Source organism: Nostoc sp. CCY 9925 (assembly GCF_963920935.1).
In the GTDB taxonomy this organism is placed as follows: Bacteria; Cyanobacteriota; Cyanobacteriia; order Cyanobacteriales; family Nostocaceae; genus Nostoc.
Window position 1 is genome coordinate 54,155 of the sequence record NZ_CAWUDO010000011.1, and the last position, 21,258, is coordinate 75,412.

18 protein-coding genes are annotated in these 21,258 nt (G+C 39.7%); 7 read left to right on the forward strand and 11 right to left on the reverse strand.

What is annotated here, in order from left to right; all coding sequences use genetic code 11:
* The first annotated feature begins 902 nt into the window (after nucleotides 1-902).
* Entirely contained in the window at nucleotides 903-1,754 is an 852-nt protein-coding gene (locus tag ACM0OY_RS08435) for an SDR family NAD(P)-dependent oxidoreductase (RefSeq protein ID WP_414568413.1), read from the forward strand.
* A gap of 462 nt (nucleotides 1,755-2,216) precedes the next feature.
* Nucleotides 2,217-3,605, forward strand: coding sequence for a protein kinase domain-containing protein (locus tag ACM0OY_RS08440; RefSeq protein WP_414568414.1), 1,389 nt, complete (start codon nucleotides 2,217-2,219; stop codon nucleotides 3,603-3,605).
* A 44-nt stretch (nucleotides 3,606-3,649) separates the two neighbouring features.
* Here ACM0OY_RS08440 and ACM0OY_RS08445 read toward each other — a convergent pair whose 3' ends face one another.
* Nucleotides 3,650-4,564 carry a c-type heme family protein gene (locus tag ACM0OY_RS08445; protein ID WP_414568415.1) on the reverse strand — a complete coding sequence of 305 codons (915 nt, stop codon included), beginning with the start codon at nucleotides 4,562-4,564 and terminating at the stop codon, nucleotides 3,650-3,652.
* A gap of 180 nt (nucleotides 4,565-4,744) precedes the next feature.
* On the opposite strand from ACM0OY_RS08445, the gene ACM0OY_RS08450 reads away from it, so the two are divergent.
* The gene (locus ACM0OY_RS08450; protein ID WP_414568416.1) at nucleotides 4,745-5,623 is read left to right on the forward strand and encodes a phosphate/phosphite/phosphonate ABC transporter substrate-binding protein; all 879 of its coding nucleotides are present in this window, start codon (nucleotides 4,745-4,747) and stop codon (nucleotides 5,621-5,623) included.
* A gap of 158 nt (nucleotides 5,624-5,781) precedes the next feature.
* Here ACM0OY_RS08450 and ACM0OY_RS08455 read toward each other — a convergent pair whose 3' ends face one another.
* The 5 genes from ACM0OY_RS08455 to ACM0OY_RS08475 form a co-directional block, all read right to left on the reverse strand.
* Nucleotides 5,782-6,186: a VOC family protein gene (locus tag ACM0OY_RS08455; protein WP_414568417.1), complete on the reverse strand. Its 405-nt coding sequence runs from the start codon at nucleotides 6,184-6,186 to the stop codon at nucleotides 5,782-5,784.
* 15 nt (nucleotides 6,187-6,201) lie between these two features.
* Nucleotides 6,202-6,798 carry a tRNA-(ms[2]io[6]A)-hydroxylase gene (locus ACM0OY_RS08460; protein ID WP_073643084.1) on the reverse strand — a complete coding sequence of 199 codons (597 nt, stop codon included), beginning with the start codon at nucleotides 6,796-6,798 and terminating at the stop codon, nucleotides 6,202-6,204.
* Between the two features lie 219 nt (nucleotides 6,799-7,017).
* On the reverse strand, nucleotides 7,018-7,887 hold the full coding sequence (locus ACM0OY_RS08465; protein ID WP_414568418.1) for a polyphosphate kinase 2 family protein: 870 nt from the start codon (nucleotides 7,885-7,887) through the stop codon (nucleotides 7,018-7,020).
* Nucleotides 7,888-7,900: 13 nt separating this feature from the next.
* Nucleotides 7,901-8,377 carry a hypothetical protein gene (locus ACM0OY_RS08470; protein WP_414568419.1) on the reverse strand — a complete coding sequence of 159 codons (477 nt, stop codon included), beginning with the start codon at nucleotides 8,375-8,377 and terminating at the stop codon, nucleotides 7,901-7,903.
* A gap of 88 nt (nucleotides 8,378-8,465) precedes the next feature.
* On the reverse strand, nucleotides 8,466-9,728 hold the full coding sequence (locus tag ACM0OY_RS08475; protein ID WP_414568480.1) for a proton extrusion protein PcxA: 1,263 nt from the start codon (nucleotides 9,726-9,728) through the stop codon (nucleotides 8,466-8,468).
* A 615-nt stretch (nucleotides 9,729-10,343) separates the two neighbouring features.
* On the opposite strand from ACM0OY_RS08475, the gene ACM0OY_RS08480 reads away from it, so the two are divergent.
* The gene (locus ACM0OY_RS08480; RefSeq protein WP_414568420.1) at nucleotides 10,344-10,781 is read left to right on the forward strand and encodes a response regulator; all 438 of its coding nucleotides are present in this window, start codon (nucleotides 10,344-10,346) and stop codon (nucleotides 10,779-10,781) included.
* A gap of 556 nt (nucleotides 10,782-11,337) precedes the next feature.
* Here ACM0OY_RS08480 and ACM0OY_RS08485 read toward each other — a convergent pair.
* Complete coding sequence (locus tag ACM0OY_RS08485) at nucleotides 11,338-12,672, reverse strand: hypothetical protein (protein ID WP_414568421.1); 1,335 nt, start codon at nucleotides 12,670-12,672, stop codon at nucleotides 11,338-11,340.
* 347 nt (nucleotides 12,673-13,019) lie between these two features.
* Nucleotides 13,020-13,193, reverse strand: coding sequence for a hypothetical protein (locus tag ACM0OY_RS08490; RefSeq protein WP_414568422.1), 174 nt, complete (start codon nucleotides 13,191-13,193; stop codon nucleotides 13,020-13,022).
* 478 nt (nucleotides 13,194-13,671) lie between these two features.
* On the opposite strand from ACM0OY_RS08490, the gene ACM0OY_RS08495 reads away from it, so the two are divergent.
* On the forward strand, nucleotides 13,672-14,514 hold the full coding sequence (locus ACM0OY_RS08495; RefSeq protein ID WP_414568423.1) for a hypothetical protein: 843 nt from the start codon (nucleotides 13,672-13,674) through the stop codon (nucleotides 14,512-14,514).
* Here ACM0OY_RS08495 and ACM0OY_RS08500 read toward each other — a convergent pair.
* The 3 genes from ACM0OY_RS08500 to ACM0OY_RS08510 form a co-directional block, all read right to left on the reverse strand.
* Complete coding sequence (locus tag ACM0OY_RS08500) at nucleotides 14,483-16,051, reverse strand: serine hydrolase (protein WP_414568424.1); 1,569 nt, start codon at nucleotides 16,049-16,051, stop codon at nucleotides 14,483-14,485. The two genes, ACM0OY_RS08495 and ACM0OY_RS08500, sit on opposite strands and share 32 nt — an antisense overlap.
* A gap of 171 nt (nucleotides 16,052-16,222) precedes the next feature.
* Complete coding sequence (locus ACM0OY_RS08505) at nucleotides 16,223-16,963, reverse strand: RNA methyltransferase (RefSeq protein WP_414568425.1); 741 nt, start codon at nucleotides 16,961-16,963, stop codon at nucleotides 16,223-16,225.
* 86 nt (nucleotides 16,964-17,049) lie between these two features.
* A complete protein-coding gene (locus ACM0OY_RS08510; RefSeq protein ID WP_414568426.1) occupies nucleotides 17,050-17,595 on the reverse strand; it encodes an adenylate kinase in 546 nt (181 codons plus the stop codon).
* 309 nt (nucleotides 17,596-17,904) lie between these two features.
* On the opposite strand from ACM0OY_RS08510, the gene ACM0OY_RS08515 reads away from it, so the two are divergent.
* Entirely contained in the window at nucleotides 17,905-20,481 is a 2,577-nt protein-coding gene (locus tag ACM0OY_RS08515; RefSeq protein ID WP_414568427.1) for a penicillin acylase family protein, read from the forward strand.
* Nucleotides 20,482-20,738: 257 nt separating this feature from the next.
* A complete protein-coding gene (locus ACM0OY_RS08520) occupies nucleotides 20,739-21,191 on the forward strand; it encodes a hypothetical protein (protein ID WP_414568428.1) in 453 nt (150 codons plus the stop codon).
* Nucleotides 21,192-21,258: the final 67 nt, after the last annotated feature.

Here is a 21,258-nt window from a genome sequence, read left to right on the forward strand (position 1 = left end):
CGACTTCTTAGAGAAGCTAGGGATCTTCTTATTAAGCAATGATTGAGAATTGCCAGAAATAAGTTAACTCTCAAGCATTTCTTTGATAATCTCAAAGCTAAACTTAAATAAATCACCATTTGTACTAAAGTTTTAGAAATAAATATGCTATCTTGATTTGCATTTTAGATAAGTATCTAGCCCTTTTCTCTTATGAAAAAAAAGCAGAACGACAAACCTTAGCTTTAACTTAATCAGTAAATATACTGCTAGTAGTACGCAAATCTCTAATAAAATATAATTATTGTAATCGTAAGAAAGATGAGATGCAAATCTTAAATAATGCCTGATAAACAAGGCTCTACAATTATTTGATAAGTCAGCACCTTCGGCTGAAATTCTTACACATCAAATAGGATTGCTAAATATGTCTTTTTGATATCTAAGCTGTGACTAAGATATAACAATTTTACAAAACAGAAATTAATTGTCAGGACTTTGAGATATTTGTACCTACGTATTCATAAAAACTTATTTAATAAAATCTTTTATATATATATACTTGTGTTAACAAGTATTAAGAAAGTCTTATTAAAAAATGTTGCAATGACTTGATTTAATTGCTAACGTGTGTATGTTAACGATGCTGATGAACGCTCAAATCGAGGAGAAGTAAAATCTATGAGCTATATAGATTCAGCCAAATGCGTTAGTAATTAACGAGTAAAAAACGAGAAATTTCTGCCTCGTATAGACAATTACGAAGGATTGCAGATTAGCCAAGAAATACCTCGTTGTTAAAGTGACTGGGGATTGGGTACTGGGGACTGGGAATTAGGGGGATAGGGAGAAGTTGCAGCAATCTCTCCCCTTTGCCCCTCGGCCTCTTCCAATTTCTAATTAGATTTCGGAGGATAAAACCAATGGAGATTCAAGGTAAAGTAGCCCTAATTACAGGGGCTTCTCGCGGTATTGGCAGGGCGATCGCCCTGGAACTAGCCGAACAAGGCATCAAGCGGCTGATATTGGTAGCACGCGATCAAAAGAAGTTAGTTGAGTTAGGGAACAAAATCGAAGCGATGGGCGTGGAAACTGCGATCGTTGCCTTAGATTTGACTCAGCTAATTGAGGTGAATGTTACTATTGCTCAACTTTGGCGCAACTATGGCCCGATTGATCTACTGGTTAATTGTGCGGGAGTCGCATATCAAAGCTCGTTTTTGCAATCTAAACTGCCCCAAGTTCAAGAAGAACTTTCTGTAAACCTATTAGGAATGTACAACCTCACGAGTCTGATAGCTCGACGCATGGCCAGCCAAAGGCAAGGAACAATCGTCAATGTATCGAGTCTGATGGGAAAGATTGCAGCACCGACAATGGCGACTTACTCGGCTACCAAATTTGCCATCTTGGGATTTACCCAAGCCTTGCGCCGGGAACTCGCCCAATACAATATCCGAGTGATTGCATTACTACCCTCCCTCACAGACACAGACATGGTACGCGACTTAAAATTATTTCGCTGGGTGATCCCCATGACTCCCCAGCAAGTGGCTCAAGCACTTGTCACTGGAATGCAGAATGATTCAGCAGAAATTTTAGTCGGATGGCAAAGTCATCTAGCAGTGTGGTGTCAACGCCTTGCCCCTTGGTTCTTAGAACTGATTTTACAAATAGCAACTCCACCAGCGCCAAGAAGACGACAGCCTGAACAAAAACTGAGCTTTCTAACCAAAATCCATCGTTTTGGCGATTTGCTCTGGTCAAGAACATAATTTTTTTGCTGTCTTGGTGTAAGACCTAGTACCGCAAGGCGGAATTCAAAATTCAAAATTCAAAATTAATGCAGCGTAAGCGTTTCGTTGATTTGGAATGGTCTGTTTATTTCCGCCGACCTCTACTAGCTTTTTTTCAAGCGCTGTAATGCGGTCAATTGCCTTTAGCTAAAAGGTAAAAACGGGAATACCCGACTAAATAAAAGAGATTGACCGCAATTAGCAATCCTTGACTCCAGTGCGATCGCATGGAAAGAAATAGATAAAACTCTACAAGCTAATACCAATTCAAAATTCTCTGTTTGTGCAGAGTATCAAGACTTATTTAAATAAGTAAGAAATTATGAGTGCTTCAAAAAACTTTGGAATTTCAGCACTAGCTACGTAGTTCCTTTTTCAATAAACCTTGCTAAAGCTGGTAGTTGTGCCAAGATTAGTTTGAGGACTAAAGCAAGTAACACAATGTTAGGACAGTTATTAGACGGACGTTACCAAGTCCTTCAAGTTCTAGGTGGGGGAGGGTTTGGTCAAACCTACATTGCCCAAGATACCCATCGGCCAGGTTTACCGAAATGCGTAGTCAAACACCTCAAGCCAGTCACTCGCAGTCTGGAATTTCTCGAAACTGCCAGACGGCTGTTTACCAGTGAGGCAGAAACACTAGAACAACTGGGAACCCATGACCAAATTCCTCGGCTTTTAGCCTATTTTGAACACAATCAAGAGTTTTTTTTAGTACAAGATTTTATTGAAGGGCATACTCTCAAAGCAGAACTACCTCCCAATGCAAGTTGGACAGAAGATCGAGTAATTCAACTCCTCCAACAAATATTGGGTATTCTGCAATTTATTCACAGCCATAATGTTATTCATCGAGATATCAAGCCAGACAATATAATTAGGCGGCAACAGGACGGTAAGTTGGTGCTGATTGACTTTGGTGCGGTCAAACAAATGGAAACTCAACTGCTTACAGTTTCAGGCCACACTAGGGCTAGTATTATTATTGGCACTCCAGGATACATGTCTACAGAACAGGGGCAAGGTAAGCCCCGCCCCAACAGTGATATTTATTCCTTGGGCATTATTGCTATCCAAGCGCTAACAGGTTTACATCCGATAAACTTTGAGGAAGACCCAGATACAGGAGAAATTTCTTGGCAGCATCACGCTAAGGTCAGTTATGAGTTGGCATCTGTGCTATCTAAGATGGTGTTACACCACTTTAAACAGCGCTATCAGTCTGCGACTGAAGTTCTATGGTTGCTTGAGCATCTTGATACGAAAGTAGAAGCCCAATCACCTCAACCTTCATCTTTTACGCAACCCCCTCAAGCTTCACTTGCTCAACAAAATTCAATTGGGTATTCGCCTGCTTCTATTTTGTCTCCAGAAAATTACAACCGCTTAGAAAAAATTCTCTTGGAATTAGTCGGTCCTGTTGCCCCAAGATTACTGCAACAAGTTGCAGCCTCAGCGCCTAACTGCGAAGAATTAATTAGGCAATTGGAACTTCATTTGCGAGGAAATCAACAACTTGATTTTCAGAAGAAAACAACATTTCTATTAGAGAAACCTACTTTACTACAAGAATTTACTGTTAAATCAGATCCCTCTGCAATTGACTCAAATAATTTCCCAAACCCAGAATCTGAAGTTATCAGCGACAAATTTGTGGAAAAATGCGAGCGTGAGTTGGCTGATTTAATCGGTCCAATAGCTAAATTACTAGTCCAAAAAGCTGTTAAATCTTCTGGACAAATTTCTCGTCCAGAACTAGTAAAAATTTTAGCCTCAAAAATTCCTGAAGCTCAAAAAGCTTTGCAATTTGAACAACGTTTACTTTCTTGAATTGGGCATGGAGCATAGGGCACTTAACCCATGCTCATAAAGCTTTAACTCTGGTTATTAAGCATATCCATAGCTATTCTTAAGCTGGATTTCATGCGATTAAATGCTTCTGCTAAACCACCAATTTCATCATTAGATATCTCTTCAAAATCAGCAGTCATATCACCAGTGCTGACTTTTTGTGCGATTTTTTCAATTCTTTTGATTCGTTGAATCACAGCTTTCTTGATTAAAAAGTTAATTAAGAAAATTATAATTGCAAAGATAGTAATCAAAAGTCCCATAATCAATGTCCAAGTACGTTTGGCATTGGCAAAAATTTCTTCTGAAGGAACAGAAATTATTTGAGCAGAAACAATGTCATTCAGTTTCCAGCCAAAACCATTTTCGGCACCATAACTTGCTAATTGACTCTTAGGAGCCTGATCTGGTGTAGAATGACATCGTAAACATTGCTGTTGTGTAATCTTGAGTGGTCGGGCAATGTAAAATACTTCGCTTTCTGACAAGGTGCGAAAGCCAGTAATTTCTAAAGTCTTTGGTTCGTTGCGAAAACGCTCTACAAGTTGAGTTTCAAAGCTATCAGCTTTATCTGCTAAATTTGTGGGATTAAGTGTTGCATCTTTATGAAAAAAGTTTTTATATTCAGGCTTTTTGCGAAAATTTTCAAAAACCTCTTTTGAGGAAAAAGTTGGCACTATTTCAGGCATGAATGTTGGGTTGGTTTCTAGTCTAGATGCTAATAAGGGATCTATCCGAGCCTGTGTATAGTTTCTGACTGCATTCACCATTTGGATGAGAATCTGCGCTTGAGAAGTTACTTCGTTTTGCGCTCTCGTCTGAAGTACACTGGATAAGGCAATGCCACTTCCCAAAATACTGGCTATGAAAACTAATATTAAAAGTAAATTAAATTTCGCACCTATTTTTAAGTTTTTTAACGTAATGTTGTTTAACATGACCTAAGCAACGAAGTGGTATCTGAGCTTGTTTAATATCTATTTATACCTGTTATAAAACTCCCGATCGCTGAATTAATAAATATTAATTTTTTGTTGTAATTTTCCCTATTTAAGCTGGAAATAAGTTTATTTAAATTAGTTCTCTAACCCAAGTTATTTTATCAATCATAATTACTGATGGTTTTGCGATTTTCCCGCCGTTTATTTCTGTATCATCTGCTAGGTTTGACATTTGCTAGTTGTCAACCAAGGCGGAAGTTTGAAGGCCCCTTAACTATTGGTGTTCTTAACTATGGTGGAAGCGAACAAATAATTAACCAATATGCTAAATTCAATAGTTATTTGGGTGAAAAAACAAACTCATATATCCAATTTGAGCCTGCTTTTAATGAAAATAAAGCGGTTGAGCGCCTGGACGCGCGTGCTTGGTCGTTGGTATTTGCTCCACCCGGTTTAGCGGCTGTTGCGATCGCCCGCTACCAATATATTCCTCTGTTTCCTTTAATAGGTATTAGTAATTTGCGTTCAATTTTTGTTGTTCGCAAGGACAGTGCAATATCTGAATTAAAACAACTACAAGGTCAAACAGTGGCTTTGGGTCAGTTAGGTTCGGCAACAGGATATTATTTTCCTCTTTACAACCTTTATGGTACAACACTGGCTGAAATTTTATTTGCACCGACACCAAAAGCAGGGCTGGAATTTGTAGCTCAAGGAAAAGCTAGCGCCTGTGCAGTTTCGGAGGCTGATTTGAGTCTCCACGCTTCACAGTTTAGCCCGACCGAATTCCGCGTACTATTTAAAGATCCCCACTATGTACCACTGGGTGTGGTCTTGATTGGGCCCAATATAGAGCGTAACCGTCAGGAATTCATCCGCAAAGTAATGAGCGAGTTACCTTCAGGTTTAGCTGAAGAAGTTGGCTATGTACCCAATGGACAAGTACCGGATTACAAATATATGATTTCTGTGGTAGATCGAGTGAGTTCAATTGCTTCTAATTTGCAGACTAAACCTGTACGTTTATTTGAATCAAAAATGCCTGCAAAGAGTTAAACAATTGCTGTTATATCTTTTGAGAGCAGGGAACAGGCAATAGGCAATAGGCAAAGAGAGTCGCAGTTAATGTCCTAAACTATGCTTCAACTGCTATAAATTTTGAATTTTCAATCCCATTTTCCAAAATTTAAAATCTAAAATTTCGTGAGTTGCTTTTAACTAACAATTCCCAAATTGCTGTAGACTTCGATTAAATTCCCATCGGGATCGCGAAAATGGGCTGTGCGGATTCCCCAATCTTGACGGTCTATTGGTTGAGTGACAACGATCGCATTACTATTTTTAACTTGTTCATAGACCTCATCCACGTTATCGACTGCGAAAATCAAGACAATTCTATCTCGATTGACAACATATGAAGGCTGATCGACTCTTGGGACTACTTGGGCCATTAATTCTTGTTTGAACAAACCGAGCTTGAGATGTCCGGCATTAAACTCAGCATATCCGCTATTCTCATCGCCCCAATCGACATCAAATTTTAGCAGATCTCGGTAGAACAAAAAAGAATCTTTGTAGTTGGAGACAAGTAGTCTCAAGTGTGTTAGCTGAAGCTTCATATTGGCCTTAGTCTACTAACTGTGAATTCTAGGTTCTGGATGCAAAGTCGCCAGCAGCTCACTTTCAACAATTGCTAATTCATCAAGGCGTTGCATGACAATTTCTTTGTCGAAGTAAGTAGCAGCTAAAACCCAATATATACCGTAGTGGCGTGCTTCGGACGCCATCAGACCACGATAAAATTTTGCTAATTCTGGCTCTGGACAGTGAGCAGCTAATAATCCCAGGCGTTCGTGACTGCGAGCTTCGATTAAGCCTGTAACTAATAAGGAATCTAAAAATCGCTGAGGTTCTTGAGGGCGTACAGCAGCTTTTAAACCTGCGCCGTAAGGAGGTGGTGGCAGGGGAGCTAGGGGAATATTCCGCCGTTCTAGCCATTGGTTAACTAGCTCAAAGTGTTCTAGTTCTTCACGGGCGATCGCTGTGAGTTCCCGCACCATTTTAGTATTAGAAGGGTAGCGGAACATAAAGTTCAGGGCCACGCCTGCGGCTTTACGTTCACAGTGGGAGTGGTCAAGTAAGATGATATCTAAGTTAGCGATCGCTTGTTCGATCCAAGCAGAACTCGTGGGCTGTTTCAGGGCGTTGATAGTCGGTAACTGAGTAAGCACAGAGTCACAAAACTCCAGAATTGCAATTTTGCTGAGTACCCCAGCAAATTGATTTTACAGCAAATTCACAATTCAAAAGTCAGAAGCCAGAATTAGAGTAGGCTCTGTTGCTAGTTACTAGACATAGATGGTGTTGTTTACTAAGTCGAAATCTGCTGTATATGATGTCCGCGATTCGGCAGTTTTCATATTTTGAACAATCACAGTTAATTTGATGGCTTAATCTTCCTGTTCCAAAATGCGTTTTGCTTCCAAAAGTTGCTGTTTGTGTTCTTCGCTAACTATCGGGTATTTAAGATTGAGTTCTTGGAGTTTTGTGCAGATGATATCGGCAACTACCAAGCGTGTAAACCATTTGCGATCGGCAGGAATAATATACCACGGTGCTGATTTGGTGCTAGTGTGATTAAAAACTTCTTGATATGCATCCATATAATCATTCCAAAAAGCTCTTTCTCGAACATCATTAGCGGAAAATTTCCAATTTTTTTCCGGGGTTTCAATCCTTTGTAAAAACCGCTTTTTCTGCTCTGATTTCGATACATTCAAAAAAAACTTCAAAATAATTACACCATTATCTACCAAATATTTTTCAAAGTTGTTAATTTCTTGAAAGCGCTGCTCCCAGATCTGATTTCCTTGAGGAAATTTCGGTAGTTGTTGCTTTCTAAGCATTTCTTGATGGACGCGAACTACTAAAACTTCTTCATAGTATGAACGGTTGAATATACCAATTCGACCTCTTTCTGGCAAAGCCTTCGTTGTTCGCCACAGGTAATCATGGTCTAATTCTTCTGCACTCGGTCCCTTGAAACTAAATACCTGAAATCCTTGTGGGTTCACACCGGACATCACATGTTTAATTGTGCTATCTTTCCCAGCAGCATCCATAGCCTGAAAAATAATTAACAAGGCATAAGTATTTTGAGCATAGAGAATATTTTGGAAATTTGCTAGCCGTTCAATATCTGCTTTTAATTTAGTTAGAGCATCGATTTTTTGATAAAAATCAGTTTTATAAGCTGGGTCATAGTTTTTTTTCAGAGAAATCTTTGAGCCTGGTGGAACAATAAAAGCATCATAATTCATATATAAAATCTCCTCATTTTCGGCGTTTTGGAATCGGACGCATAGCTTCACGACCCAAGATAAACATTCCTGTGATACCTAAACTAACAAACCAAATATATTGATACCAGTATTGCCGAATCTGCTCTATTGCATTAAGTTCTGGATGCAAGGTGTTTAAGTACAACAGCAACACTAATATCATCAGCGCTCCAAAACCGATAAAGCTTAAGCCAAGACAAATTCGTGCAGGTCGCAGTTCAAAATCACTAATACTGTCTAGGTCAATTTCTGAGAGTTGTTTAAAAGAGTCATCTGCTAAAGATGAGGTTGTTTGCAACTTACTACTGAGTTTAGGTGGTAAAATTGGTACTAGTGTTGCTACAGTTGGCCGGCGTAATAAAGCCTCAGTCTCTCGCAGCAATTCTAGTGGCTTACGAGTAGTAGTTGGTTGAGCAAAATCTATATTATTTGTAGTAGTTGGAGCCTTGGCTTTGCTTTCAAAATCCATACCACGCCTCAGAAGAACTAGGATATACATAGCGTAGCGAATCAGGGGTAGAGGCGTCAAAATAATTCAGAATTCAGAATTCTTATAATTATTCATCCATCTCTTTTAATGTAGCTAATGCCGACGGAGATAAGCGACTGAGATAGCGGAATATCCAGTATTTAACGATAGTATTTAAAATCACAGGAAATGTAGCAATAAATAAATATATTCCACTCTCATTTGCTGATATCCCTAAATGTTCTGCCAATACTTCTAGAAGAACCTCCCAGCCATGTGGCGAGTGGAATCCTACAAATATATCTGTAAACAGAATAATTAAAAATGCCTTAGCACTATCGCTAAGACCATAGACAATATTATCTATAAAAGACTTAACAACTACAATTTCTCTTTTACTCAGACTGATAACTAAACCAAAAGAAATTAATGATATTAAGTCAGCAAAAACATTACTAATACTGCTATTACTTTTAATGCGAAATTCTTCAGCTATCTCAAGTGCTTTGTTTTTTAGCTTGTCTTGTGCTGCTTGTGATGATAGTTGTGGTGCTTGATGAAGTAGATATTCAAATCTTAGTTCTGCTTGAAAATTCTGTAACTCATGGAGAGCCTCTTTTTCCATATCAGAATTGATGAAAATTTGAGTTGCATTCTCTCCCCTAATTTTTCCTACTAGGGGATTTACTAAAAATTCTTTAGATAAATGCTGAGTTACAAGCGGTACTAGAATTAGAATCAGAAAAAATCTCAGGGCAATTCTTGTTCTATTTCTAGACAAACGGTAATTTCTGGCAAAATTTTCTTCTGCATGGGGTGAAAAATCTCCTTTAATTACATTAATGCTTCTACCAATAGACCCAGGAAAGACTCCAGTTTTTTGAAATGGAGATGTAGTTTTAATATCATTGATGTTAGATGAGTCTGGCAGTTTTTTGATTTCGCTTTGGTTAATTTCTCTGGACTGAGAATTAAGAAGTTGATTTTTGATGGCATACTTTTCTAAAACTTCATCAATAACTTGCAATTTTTCTAATAAGACAGAATTAGATATATCAATAATTATCCGACTCATTGTGAATTCTGCCACTCTAATCTTGATAATAGTTAAGTTTTTATCAAGGTATACTTGCCAATAAGACATGACATTTTCAGTATATTTTCCTGAGGGTGGAGAGATTTTATTGCCATCAAAATGTTCATTTTCAATGTTTTTAATTCTTTGAGCTGCTTCATAAGCTTCTAAGAGTGCCCTTTCTGGTGTATCTACAAACCATCGGTTAGGCGATCGCAAATATTCTTTGAGCTTTTGATAAAGTAATTCTGCTGTTTTTGAGAATGACTTTTTCATTAGATAAATTATTAATTTACAATATTTATTTAGCAAATTTAAATAAGCATTAATAATAGATAATATTGAGTGAAAGAGATTATTAGCTATTACTTAACACTTGTAAGATAAATCTGTTATTTTGATTTTACACCTATCAGAGGAGCAGGTACAGCCCAAGGGAGATTTTTTAGCATTTTCAGCGGCTGCTAACTAAAATGTACCTTATAAAGATAGCACTTTGTTATTCACTCTCAAGCACAGTAGGGGTAATTGGTGTCAACTCAAGCAAAGAGAAGCCATAAGATGTCATCTTAGAACATCTTGATTGATGTTGTGAGTGATACATCATGAGTACAAAATGTCCAGCAAGTGATGGAAATAATCTATAGTGGACAGCTACAAAATTAGGCAGTCCCCGTCAATTGGCAATCACTGTATTACTACATGTAGTGTTTTCGCTACAAAAACGCGATCGCCAAAACCTAAAAATATTAAAAATATCAGCTGATAAAAGTTATTTTATGTTTTTTGATAGAGCTTTTCGCCCCAAGTTTGTGTATTTAGGGTGAATACTTATTCGGCTCCATGCGTTCCAATAGAAATAGCAGACCATAGTAAGCAATAAAAAACCGTATGACAACGGATCGAACAACTAACCAAGAAAGTGAGTTAAATTCGCTCCAGAAACTTCTTAGAATCCGGATCTTATTGGTAGAAGATGAGCCAGAGATTGCAGATTTGCTCACCTTCATTTTGGAAGCAGCTGGCGCAGAGGTGATAGCTTTAGCGGATGCAGAAACAGCGTTGGCTTTGGTCGAAACCGTCGATCCCGATCTTCTACTGTGCAATGTGAAGTTGCCCAACCATGATGGAAATTGGTTAATTGAGCAAATTCGAGTGCATTCTTGCCCGTCCATAAGACAGTTACCTGCGATCGCCATTACTTCTTATACACGGGAAGTCTCAAGGCACAAGGCTTTGAGTGCTGGCTTCGATCGATTTATGGTCAAACTTGAGAGTCCAGACGAAATTGTACATCAGATCGTTCACCTGCTATCTTCCGAACTTTAGATATATAGTAAGTCGGCAAGAAAAATTCAATAGTATATGAAAAAATATAAATTTGGCTCAAGTAGGGTTGTGCGATCGGTGTATGGCATCTTGAATTATTGATGGTGCGTTAAGCTTTTAGCTAACGCACTTTACTTACAATCTTTATTTACAGCAGGCATAGTATTTATCAAACAGACAGTGTTTAAAAACAATTCAAGATTGTAGACGCCTATTGAAGTTGCAATTATAGATACCATAACTACTACGCTAGTAGTCCAAGGCTTAATCTCACGCATAGATTCTTGTGTTGTTATGGATTGTGGAGAGAATATCTCCAAATACATTACCGGAATCTTGTTCTGGTAAATATTGTTTTTAATTATACAATAATTGATAGTTTGTGCGATGTTTTCCGGTAAATTCACTCAGTTGTCGCCCAGAAGCAGTACCCGTTAAGCAACAGGCAGTTGCTACAATGGGTAAAATCATAGCAGCGCACTGCCTCTGGTTCTACAGAATTCTAAACAACTATATAATCCTGGGCAGGTAGTGACCGATTTTCTATAAATATCTACTAACTTCTTTGAAAACCTTTTGCTGGCTTTTGTTGTCCCTTATTCTTAGGCTTAGATTTATTCACCTCTCCTAAAGCTTCTTGAAATAAGTTGTGCAGATGTATCGGGACGCTAGCAATTTCTGGTAACTCTGGCTCAATAGGTTTGTGGAATTCTTGCAAAAGTGCATCTAAGTCACTTTCAAGACGAAACTCTGGACGTTGCAGAAATGTTTGCAGCACATTTTCTAATTGAGTTGGATACTGTTGCGCTAATCGATGCCAAATAAAGGCATTAATACTTTTATCTTCAAGGTAGTAGCGAATTAGTTTTTGGGCACCTTCAACACTTTGCCAATCTTGTGCTGATAAAATTGTTTGTAGCTTAGTATATGTTGGTAAAAACATTTGTCCCCAACGAGGATGAGAAAGAGCCGTGACTTGTTCTGCTTTCTTCAGTTCAGGCGGTAAATCAACCTTGGGCATAACCATTTTGCTATTGCCCTTTTTGTTGCTAAATATCTCAGAAACTGCGTTAGAATCAGCACCCAATTCTGCTGCTGCTGCTTTGATTTCCTCATCGTCGATGCCAGCTTCTTCTGCCACTTCTGCCAGAGATTTAGAAGTATCAATTCCGGCTGCTGCTAAGCTTTTCTCTGTAATTATTTCTTGAAATTCCGCTATTTTTTTATTCAGTTGGTAACCGGGTAATGTAATTTCATCAGTACCAAAAAAATCGAGAAACTGTTGATGATATTTGGCTACTGATTCCCAAGCTTCCTCTAGCAATTCGGGAGCATCGCTGTAAAGATTACTTTTATAGTTCTCTTTGAAATTACCAATTGCTACAGCAAGTTTTGGTTTACCCAATTTACCCATGAGTGTGTAAGGCCCAGAGAATATCCAATAGCTATCGGTAACAGGAGAAATGCGAGTTAGTAAAATTTCTCCGACTTTCAAACGAGATATTGCCTGTAATGTTTGAGGATTGTTTGGCTTGACAATGTAGCATTTATCTGTAAGCCAGTTGGTTAATTCAAAGCCATCAGCTAGGATGTTAGTAATGGCAAATAAGCCAATAAAACTACGATGCCAATTATTGATTAAATTGCGATCGCTCTGGTCTAAATCTGGATGACTTTCGATAAACAACTCTAATGGTGAGTGTTCGCCGACTTTTCCCTCTGTCAAAAAGGTGTCGATGATTAAGTCTTGCTGTGTACTATCGCCACTTCCGCGGCGCAGCTGTGCAGCTGCGTAAGTTTCCAGTGCTTGTGCGAGTTCGCCTTCTGCGTCGAGGACGAAATCAACTAGGGCTTGTTTTAATTCGTGCGATCGTTCTAATATGGCATCCACAAGTTAATCTCTCGGTGCAACAGATGTAGATTATAGCTTTTCACAAAATTAGAACATCTAGCAATAGCTAGATTTATGAACAAGAATTCAGAACTATGACGCTCTGACGCGGAGAATTTTCAATAGTTAAGAATTATCGTAACTTGATATCATAACTCAGCATAAATTGGAATCAGATTGCTGATAGTTCAGCAGTTGCGAGTCTGTGAGGGTCTCAATATTAGTTTAAAAGCAATCTGAATTCTGTATTCTGACTCCTGTTTATAAATATGCTCCCCTTAGCAGATTTAGACGCCCCAATCCAGAATGTGGTCGGTTATACCAACTCTCTATAAACTTGCACTTTTCTAATTACCTCTCTCTTCCTTGGCGTACTTGGCGGTTCGTTTTTTAATATTAAGTGCATATTCATGGATAATTGGTATTATACGATACTGTGTAAAGTGCTTTGGAAACGCCGAAAAAGCTACACATACTGTTTGTTCTGTAACAGGAGTGATTGCTTCGCGTTGTAAGCACATATACTCGTCTCCACAGGTATTTCTTCTAGTTTATTGATAATTTAACCAGCTAACTCAGTTTCATCTTCTGCCGTGTAATACACGGATAACAGTAACCCTCATCTCCATGCAATACACCTCAAACTTGCCGTTTTAATGTTAAGTAATCTTTCGCCAATGGTATCTATATCTCAGCAGATCCGATAATCAAGTTAATAAACGACGCTGAATATTAAAAAATTTGAAAAATAATATAAATTACTAGAATTAATTGCTAATTATAAAATTGGGAAAATCTTAGCCAAAAATTGGCTTGGTTTTCGATACTTGATTATATAATTCAGTGGGCATGATTGTACTTAAATAATGTTATATGTTACAAAATCCCTTTATTGTGGGAAAACCAGTACCTCCAGAACGCTTCGTAGGGAGAGAATCAGAAATTGCAGCTGCCTTTGACCAAATTTACAACCGCAGTCACCTAGCGATTTGGGGTGGGGTGGGCGTACCTACAGAAGACGAACTAGAAGATAATTTAGATGAATTTGATAGAATATTTCTACCAAAGATTTATCAAAAAATGGGTAATAGAATTTTAGTTTTATTACTTGATGAATTCGATGTTTTAGATAACACATTTTTAGACAAAACAAAGAATCATTTAGATTTTTTTTCATATTTTAAAAAACTCCTTAGACAGCAAGAAAAATTAGCTTTTATTCCTGTTATAGGTAGGAAGGTGTCTGATTTTTCTCAGTTACTTAATTTATTTAAAAATGCTCCTTATCAAGAAATTGGTTTTCTAGATGACGTGAGTGCTAAACGCTTAATTACAAAGCCTGCTGAAGGAATATTGATATATGACCCAGATGCAATACAAAGTATTCTGAAACTGTCGGCAGGACATCCCTATTTTATTCAAGTCATCTGTTTTTGTATTTTTGTTAGAGCTAGACAATTAGATGAATGGCATATTAATTTTCAAAATATAGATGATATCGTTGATCGAGCAATTGAAAATGCTGAAGCTGGATTAGCATGGTTTTGGGATGGGCTGACTATTCCAGAACAAGTTGTATTTTCTGCTGTTGCGGAATCTCAAACAGTTACAGAAAAACCATTTAAACTACTCGAAAAATATGGAGTAGTTAAAACAGAAGCTCTGGAGGAAGCAGTTGAACAGCTTGTTGCTTCTAATTTTTTAGAGCAGACATGTGACAAAATCAAAATTGAATTAGTCCGTCGCTGGTTACTGCAACGTCATCCATTGCAGCGAGAAATTAAAGAATTAAAAATTCAAAAATCCCAAATTATCTTGGGGGATAATACTGTGGATTCATAACTGGAGCTTGATAACTATTTGGAGGTAAAGTACTTCCCATACCATTGGGTACAGGACTGATAATCGGAGCTTGATAACCATTCATGGGTACGTTGCTTGGAGTACCGTTGGATAAAACAGGATTGACAATCTGCGGTTGATAACCGTTAGCAGGTATAGTGCTTGTAGTACTGCTGGGTGTAACAGCATTTTGGCTAAACTCTTGGTAGGCTGCACGAGAAATTGAACTAATCAGTTTTTCGGCGCGAGGGTCGTTATTGGGGCGTTGTACCATAACAGCAGCCACGTAGCGCTTACCAGTGGGAACAATAATTAAACCTGCGTCTGCCAGCATTGTGCCGATATCACCCGTTTTGTGATATACTCTGGCGCCTGTTCCCAAACCAGATGGTAGCAATGAGTCTCGCTGGGTACGGCGCAAAATATCCAGCATTAAATCCCGTGATGGCATACTGACTAAATTTCCCTGACTGACAATTGCCATCAAATTCCCTAGTTCCTTGGGGCTAGTGGTGTTTGTCCCTTGCAAATCTGGCAGTTGATTGCGAATGATTGTGGTTGTTAATCCCCAACTGCGGAAACGCTGGTTTAAAGCTTCTATGCCTCCCAGTCGGCTAATTAGCATGTTTGTGGCTGTGTTATCGCTGATGGTAATCATTTTAGTGGCGACTTCCAAAGCAGCGTACTGGGTTCCGGCTGCTTTGTATTGCAGATTTCCCGAACCGCCTGCTATCATGTCCTGCTGCATAGTCAGCATTTCATCAAGACGAATTTTACCTGCATCCACATCCTGGAAGAAGGCAATGAGAATCGGTACTTTGATTGTGCTAGCCGCAGGAAAACTGGTAGAGGCATTAATATCTACATAATTACCAGTATCTAAATCTACTAAGAAAACTCCGGGTGTGATATTTGGGTTGCTTGTGGCCAAATTTTGCACCGCATTTTTTAAGGGGATAATTTCCTGAGATAAGAATAGGCTCGAAGATGCCGCTGTGGGAGTAGGGGTGGGTTGCGGCTGCGATCGCGTCACATTACTATTACTAGATTGGGGTGCTGAACTTGTGGTGATGCGATTAGCTGGGTCTAAGACTGACAACGCTGTGCCAACAATTGCACCCATACCAACACCCACAATCAACAACCGCAGTACATATAATATGGTTTTGGCCATTGGCTTTAACCGCGTCTTCCGCGATGAACGCCTGCCAATTTTTGGCTTTTCCATCCGCACCGTTTTAACTGTTGTAACACCCGATTGTGAGGCAGGAATTCTGACTTTGGCAGTCGGTATAGATTTAACTGCTGCTGGCATGACTAACTCCGATTTTACCCTGCGTGTAGCCGCTGGGATTTGCGGAGGACTATTCCGATTTTTTGGGCGTGCTAGCGCCGCTTGTTTACCAACAACAACTTGCTGCTGGCTATTAGCTTTCACTTTCTTGGGTGCCACTTTTTGAACTTTTTGTGGACGCTGGCGGCGGTTTAAGGGTTGACGCCGCGAGAAAGCTGTTAGTTCGTCACTCGACTCTGACACTGGTACTCCTTGTGACCCACTGGACTGTTTTCTTGCAGACTCCTGACCCAAAACTTAACCTTTAAGCAATATTTATGCTCAAATTCCACTTTGCCACTAAGTAGCATTTTTGTGTTTAGTTTAATATTAAATATTTTGGGGGGGGTGATTGCGTATATATTAAACGAATAATTACAAGTTTTCACTATCCCCCTGAGTTTTAAGTGCCCATTCTACTTGGCGCAAAATCCCTCGCAGCATAGCTACTTCGCCAGTTTGCAGGTGAGCGCGATTATACAGTTGGCGAAATTTTTCCATGCGACTAGCTGCGGTATGTGGATACAGATAACCAATTTTCAGTAGTAATGATTCTAATTGGTCGTAGTATGTTTCCACAACATCTAAAGACGCGAGTTCACTTTGGGGTAAGGTTTGAGTTTCAGGTTCCTGGGTAGATTGTGACAATTCATAACAGCAGATTGCTACAGCAGTAGCTAAATTCAAGGATAGATAATTTTCATTTGTGGGAATAAAAACAAAGCGCTGAGCATAATTTAATTCTTCATTGCTTAATCCCCGGTCTTCTCTACCAAAAATTAAGGCTACAGGTTTTTCTGGTTCTTCCAGTAGCCAGGGTAGGGCAGTGCGGGGATTTTCTAAAGGTATTTCCCAACTGCGAACGCGACCAGTAGTCGCGATCGCCCTGACACATCCATGCAATGCTTCTGGTAAGGTTGCCACTACTACCGCAGATTCTAAAATTTCTTTGGCATGAACAGCCATCATTAAAGCTTCTGCCGATAGAGGATCGCATTGGGGATTTACTAATAGTAAATTATGTAGTCCGAAATTTTTCATGACCCTAGCGATCGCTCCGAGATTTATCGGCCCAGCTGGCTCTACCAACACAATTCTTAATCCAGCCAAGCTCATTTTTTGCCTCCGGCGATCGTACTCCAAAATACTTTTAGGCTAGTTCAAAGTATTCTTCAGATTATTGTAGCTGTGTAAGTAAATCCCTACGTCAAGTTTGAAGAGTTATTCGCCCTTGTTTTTTCCATTGATTCAAAAAATTGCGAAATCTCTTTAGTCGAGCGTAGGTGATAAACACTTTTGGTGCTTTGAGCTTGCTTAATATACTCACGATATTTGGGAGTCAAATATTTGTGACATAACCAAAGCACGCGGTAGCTATTAAGGGAACTCCTCAATATTGGACTGTTTTGGGGCCAGCCTTCTGGGGGTTTAAAGTAACCTTTGATGAATCGTTTAGTTACCCACCATCCATGTACATATAGCGGTAGATCGACAAAAACCAGAGTATCCGCTTGGTTCAGTCGTAGCCAGAGGGTTTCCATACAGCCAAACCCATCAATAACCCATCGGTCAGTTACTAAAATTTCCTCATGGGCCCGCTTATAGTCTTCATGTGGAACCTTAACACCTCCTGATTGATATTGAATCTTGTCCAAAACGTGAAGTGGCAAACCCGTGATTTGGGATAATCTCTTGCTGAGAGTTGATTTACCGCCTCCGGTATTGCCAAACACCGCTACTTTTTTCATCGTCACTCTCCTTTTAGTGTAATTAACTCATCTGCTATACCAAATCTATGATTTGGCGGCTCTACATCGTCTGATTCCTTATCGAAGAAAGGCAGGAGGCAATTCTAAATCCTGGTTCTGTCACCATTGACCGTGCGATCGCTAGCAAATATTTTTGAGAAACTACAGCTTCTATTGTGCCGATTACGTATCGGATATCATATTGTTCTCAGGCGATGAGAAACACCTGAAGAATTAAGTGTCATAGTTAACCTGAAAGCGAATCTGTAATGTTTTAAGCTGTATGATGTCGCGTGATTTGACCCAAAAATGCTACGGCAAGCCCAAATAAAAAGCTTTACGAAACCTTGGTTTCTTGAGATTCTCAAAAGAACTTTAATTTTCCTGTTAGTCTTGGGGCTATTTTTAATGGGACTTGCTACTCACATTGCACGCCAATCATTTCCCCAAGAAAGTGGCACAATTCAACTACCTGGACTAAAAGCCGAAGTAACTGTTGAGCGCGATAAATGGGGAATTCCCCATATTTATGCTGCCAACTCCCACGATTTATTCATGGCGCAAGGTTACATTCACGCCCAAGACCGCTTTTGGCAAATGGATTTTTGGCGACACATTGGTTCTGGGCGACTTTCAGAAATGTTTGGTTCCTCTCAGGTTGAGACTGACAAATATCTGCGGACAATGGGTTGGGCGAGGGTGGCGCAGCAAGAAATCCCTCAAATTAATGCTCAAATGAAGGGGTATCTGGAAGCTTACGCCGATGGTGTCAACGATTATTTAGCAAAACATCAAGGCAGCACCTTGAGTTTAGAATACGCTGTGCTAAAGTTCCTCAATCCTGGATATCGTCCAGAACCTTGGCAAATACTCCATTCTCTGACCTGGGGTAAGGTGATGGCTTATGATTTGGGCAGAAATTTTCAAAGCGAGATCGAACGTGCAATACTGCTTAAAACTCTCACCCCTGCTGAAGTTGAAGAACTTTTTCCGCCATATCCTCAAGATTTACCAGTGATTTTGCCAGAGTTCGGGAAGAAAGAGGACGCGGTGAAAGAGGATGCGGAGAGTTCTTTCCCCGTGTCGCCGCGTCTCCCCGTCCTCGCGTCTTCTTCCCTCTTCTCTGCTTTAGAGTCAATTACTCAGCCGATGATGGCTTTGGAAGAACTAATTGGTTCTACGGGAATTGGTATTGGTTCAAATAACTGGGTGATATCTGGCGATCGCACAACCACAGGTAAGCCGATTTTGGCGAATGACCCCCACTTGGGCGTGCAAATTCCCTCGATTTGGTATGAGGTTGGTTTGCATTGCACGTCTAAGAGTGCAGATTGTCCTTACAACGTTGCTGGCTTTTCTTTTGCAGGCATGATCGGAGTAATTATCGGTCATAGCGATCGCATTGCTTGGGGTGTCACCAATGTCCAATCTGATGTCATGGATTTATACATCGAGAAAATCAACCCGAAAAACCCCAACCAATATGAGGTAAATGGCAAATGGGTTGATATGCAACTGATAAAAGAGACGATTCAAGTTGCAGGAAGTCAGCCAGTTGTGCAAACGGTTCGCTACACCCGACACGGGCCGATTCTCTCCGATGTTTCCCCCAATTTGCAGCAGTTCCAACCCAGTCAGCCGTTGGAATTACCGCAAAATTACGCCGTAGCTTTACGCTGGACAGCCTTAGCACCTTCCAAGCTAGGGTATGCTATTCCGGAAATCAATCGCGCCCAAAATTGGCAGGAATTTCGTACTGCTGCCAGGAACTATGATGTTCCTGCCCAAAATTTGGTCTACGCTGATATTGATGGCAACATTGGCTACCAAATGCCCGGTAAATTCCCCATTCGAGCTAAGGGAGATGGACGTTATCCGGTTCCGGGTTGGACGGATGAATATGAGTGGCAAGGCTATATTGATTTTGACGAGTTGCCCACAAGTTTTAATCCGCCGGCAGGTTTTATTGCTACTGCTAATAATTTAGTCTCCCGTGAATATCCTTATTTAATTACCGCAGATTGGGTTTATGGTTATCGGGCAAAGCAGATTGTTGAGATGATTTCACAACAAACTCAGCCGATTTCCTTGAAGGATGTGCAGCAAATACAAGGCAGCGATCGCAATCTCAATGCCCAAACACTAATACCACTGCTGCAATCAGTCGCTGTTGATACACCCCGTTTGCAAGCAGCCCAAAAACTGCTACAAGATTGGAATTTGCAGTTGGGAATGACATCATCCGCTGCGGCTTTATTTGAAGTCTTCTGGAAACACTTACTAGCAGAAACATTTCACGACCAGTTGCCTAAAAGATACTTTCCTAGTGGCGGCGATCGCTGGTATGCTGTGGTGGCAAATCTGGTCAAACAGCCCAATAGTTCATGGTGGGATAATCGCAACACCCCAAAAGTTGAGAACCGCGACCAAATTCTTCGGAAATCCTTGACGAAAGCCGTAGATGAACTAGAACGCATTCAAGGTCAAGACCCAAAAAACTGGAATTGGGGCAAACTCCATACTGTTACTTTTCGTAATGCCACATTGGGAAAATCTGGAGTTGCACCGATTGAAGCTTTGTTTAATCGTGGTGCTTTTGCCACGGCTGGTAACGGCGAAACAGTGAATGCTAACCGCTGGAAGGCTAACAAATCCTTTGAAGTGACAGATATTCCTTCATTACGAATGATTGTAGATTTGGGAAATTTAGATAATTCACTCTTGATTCACACCCCTGGACAATCTGGACATGCGTTCCATAGACACTACAACGATATGATCGATCCTTGGCGTCAGATTGAATACCACCCCATGCTGTGGCAAAAAACGAATGTTACAGCAAATACTACTGGGACATTGAAGTTAATGCCAAAATTGGCAGAATAAATTGATTGCGTTAAGTGAAATTACATACACATCCGCGAAAAAATGCAGTATAAAGTAGCAGGGATACAAAAGTCATATCCTGTCCGAATGAAGACTTATATTTTAGACTGACGCCCTAGCGCCCAAAGATTTAAATCATAAGTGATTAGCCGGACGTGATATTAGAAGCAGAAATAGAGATTTTTGAAAAAAAGAAAAGTATTTTTGCTGGCTATTAATTTCCTTTGCCCAACGTTAGCAAAATATAGTCGGAGATTATGGAACGTATGCAACATTTAGCTAAGCAAACTTTTATACTTTCAGCCACAGCTGCGATCGCATTATTATTTGCAAGTTGTGGAGAAAGTAAAGTTGCCCAATGTAACAAAATTATCAAGGTTGCCAATCAAGCATCTGCTTTAGGTCAGGAATTCGGTAAAAATCCTAATCCAGCAAAGGGTTCTAAATCTTTAACTGAACTCGCTGGCAAGATAGACCCACTGACCCAAGAAATGAAAGCACTAGAAATTAAAGATGAAAAACTCCTGGGTTTTCAAGGACGCTTTCTGACACTTTATCAGAACATCACTAAGGAATTGAAAAATGCAGCAACAGCTATAGATAAAAAGAATCTCCCAGCGGCAAAAACTTCTTTGGCATCTCTACAAAAGAGTGGTCAGGAAGAAACTTCAATAGTCAAGGAAATTAATAGCTATTGTTCTGGCACGTAACGAATTCTGCACGAAGTTGTAAACAAGCTTTTGCGACCTTTGGGACTTCTAAATCAAAAAATATCCC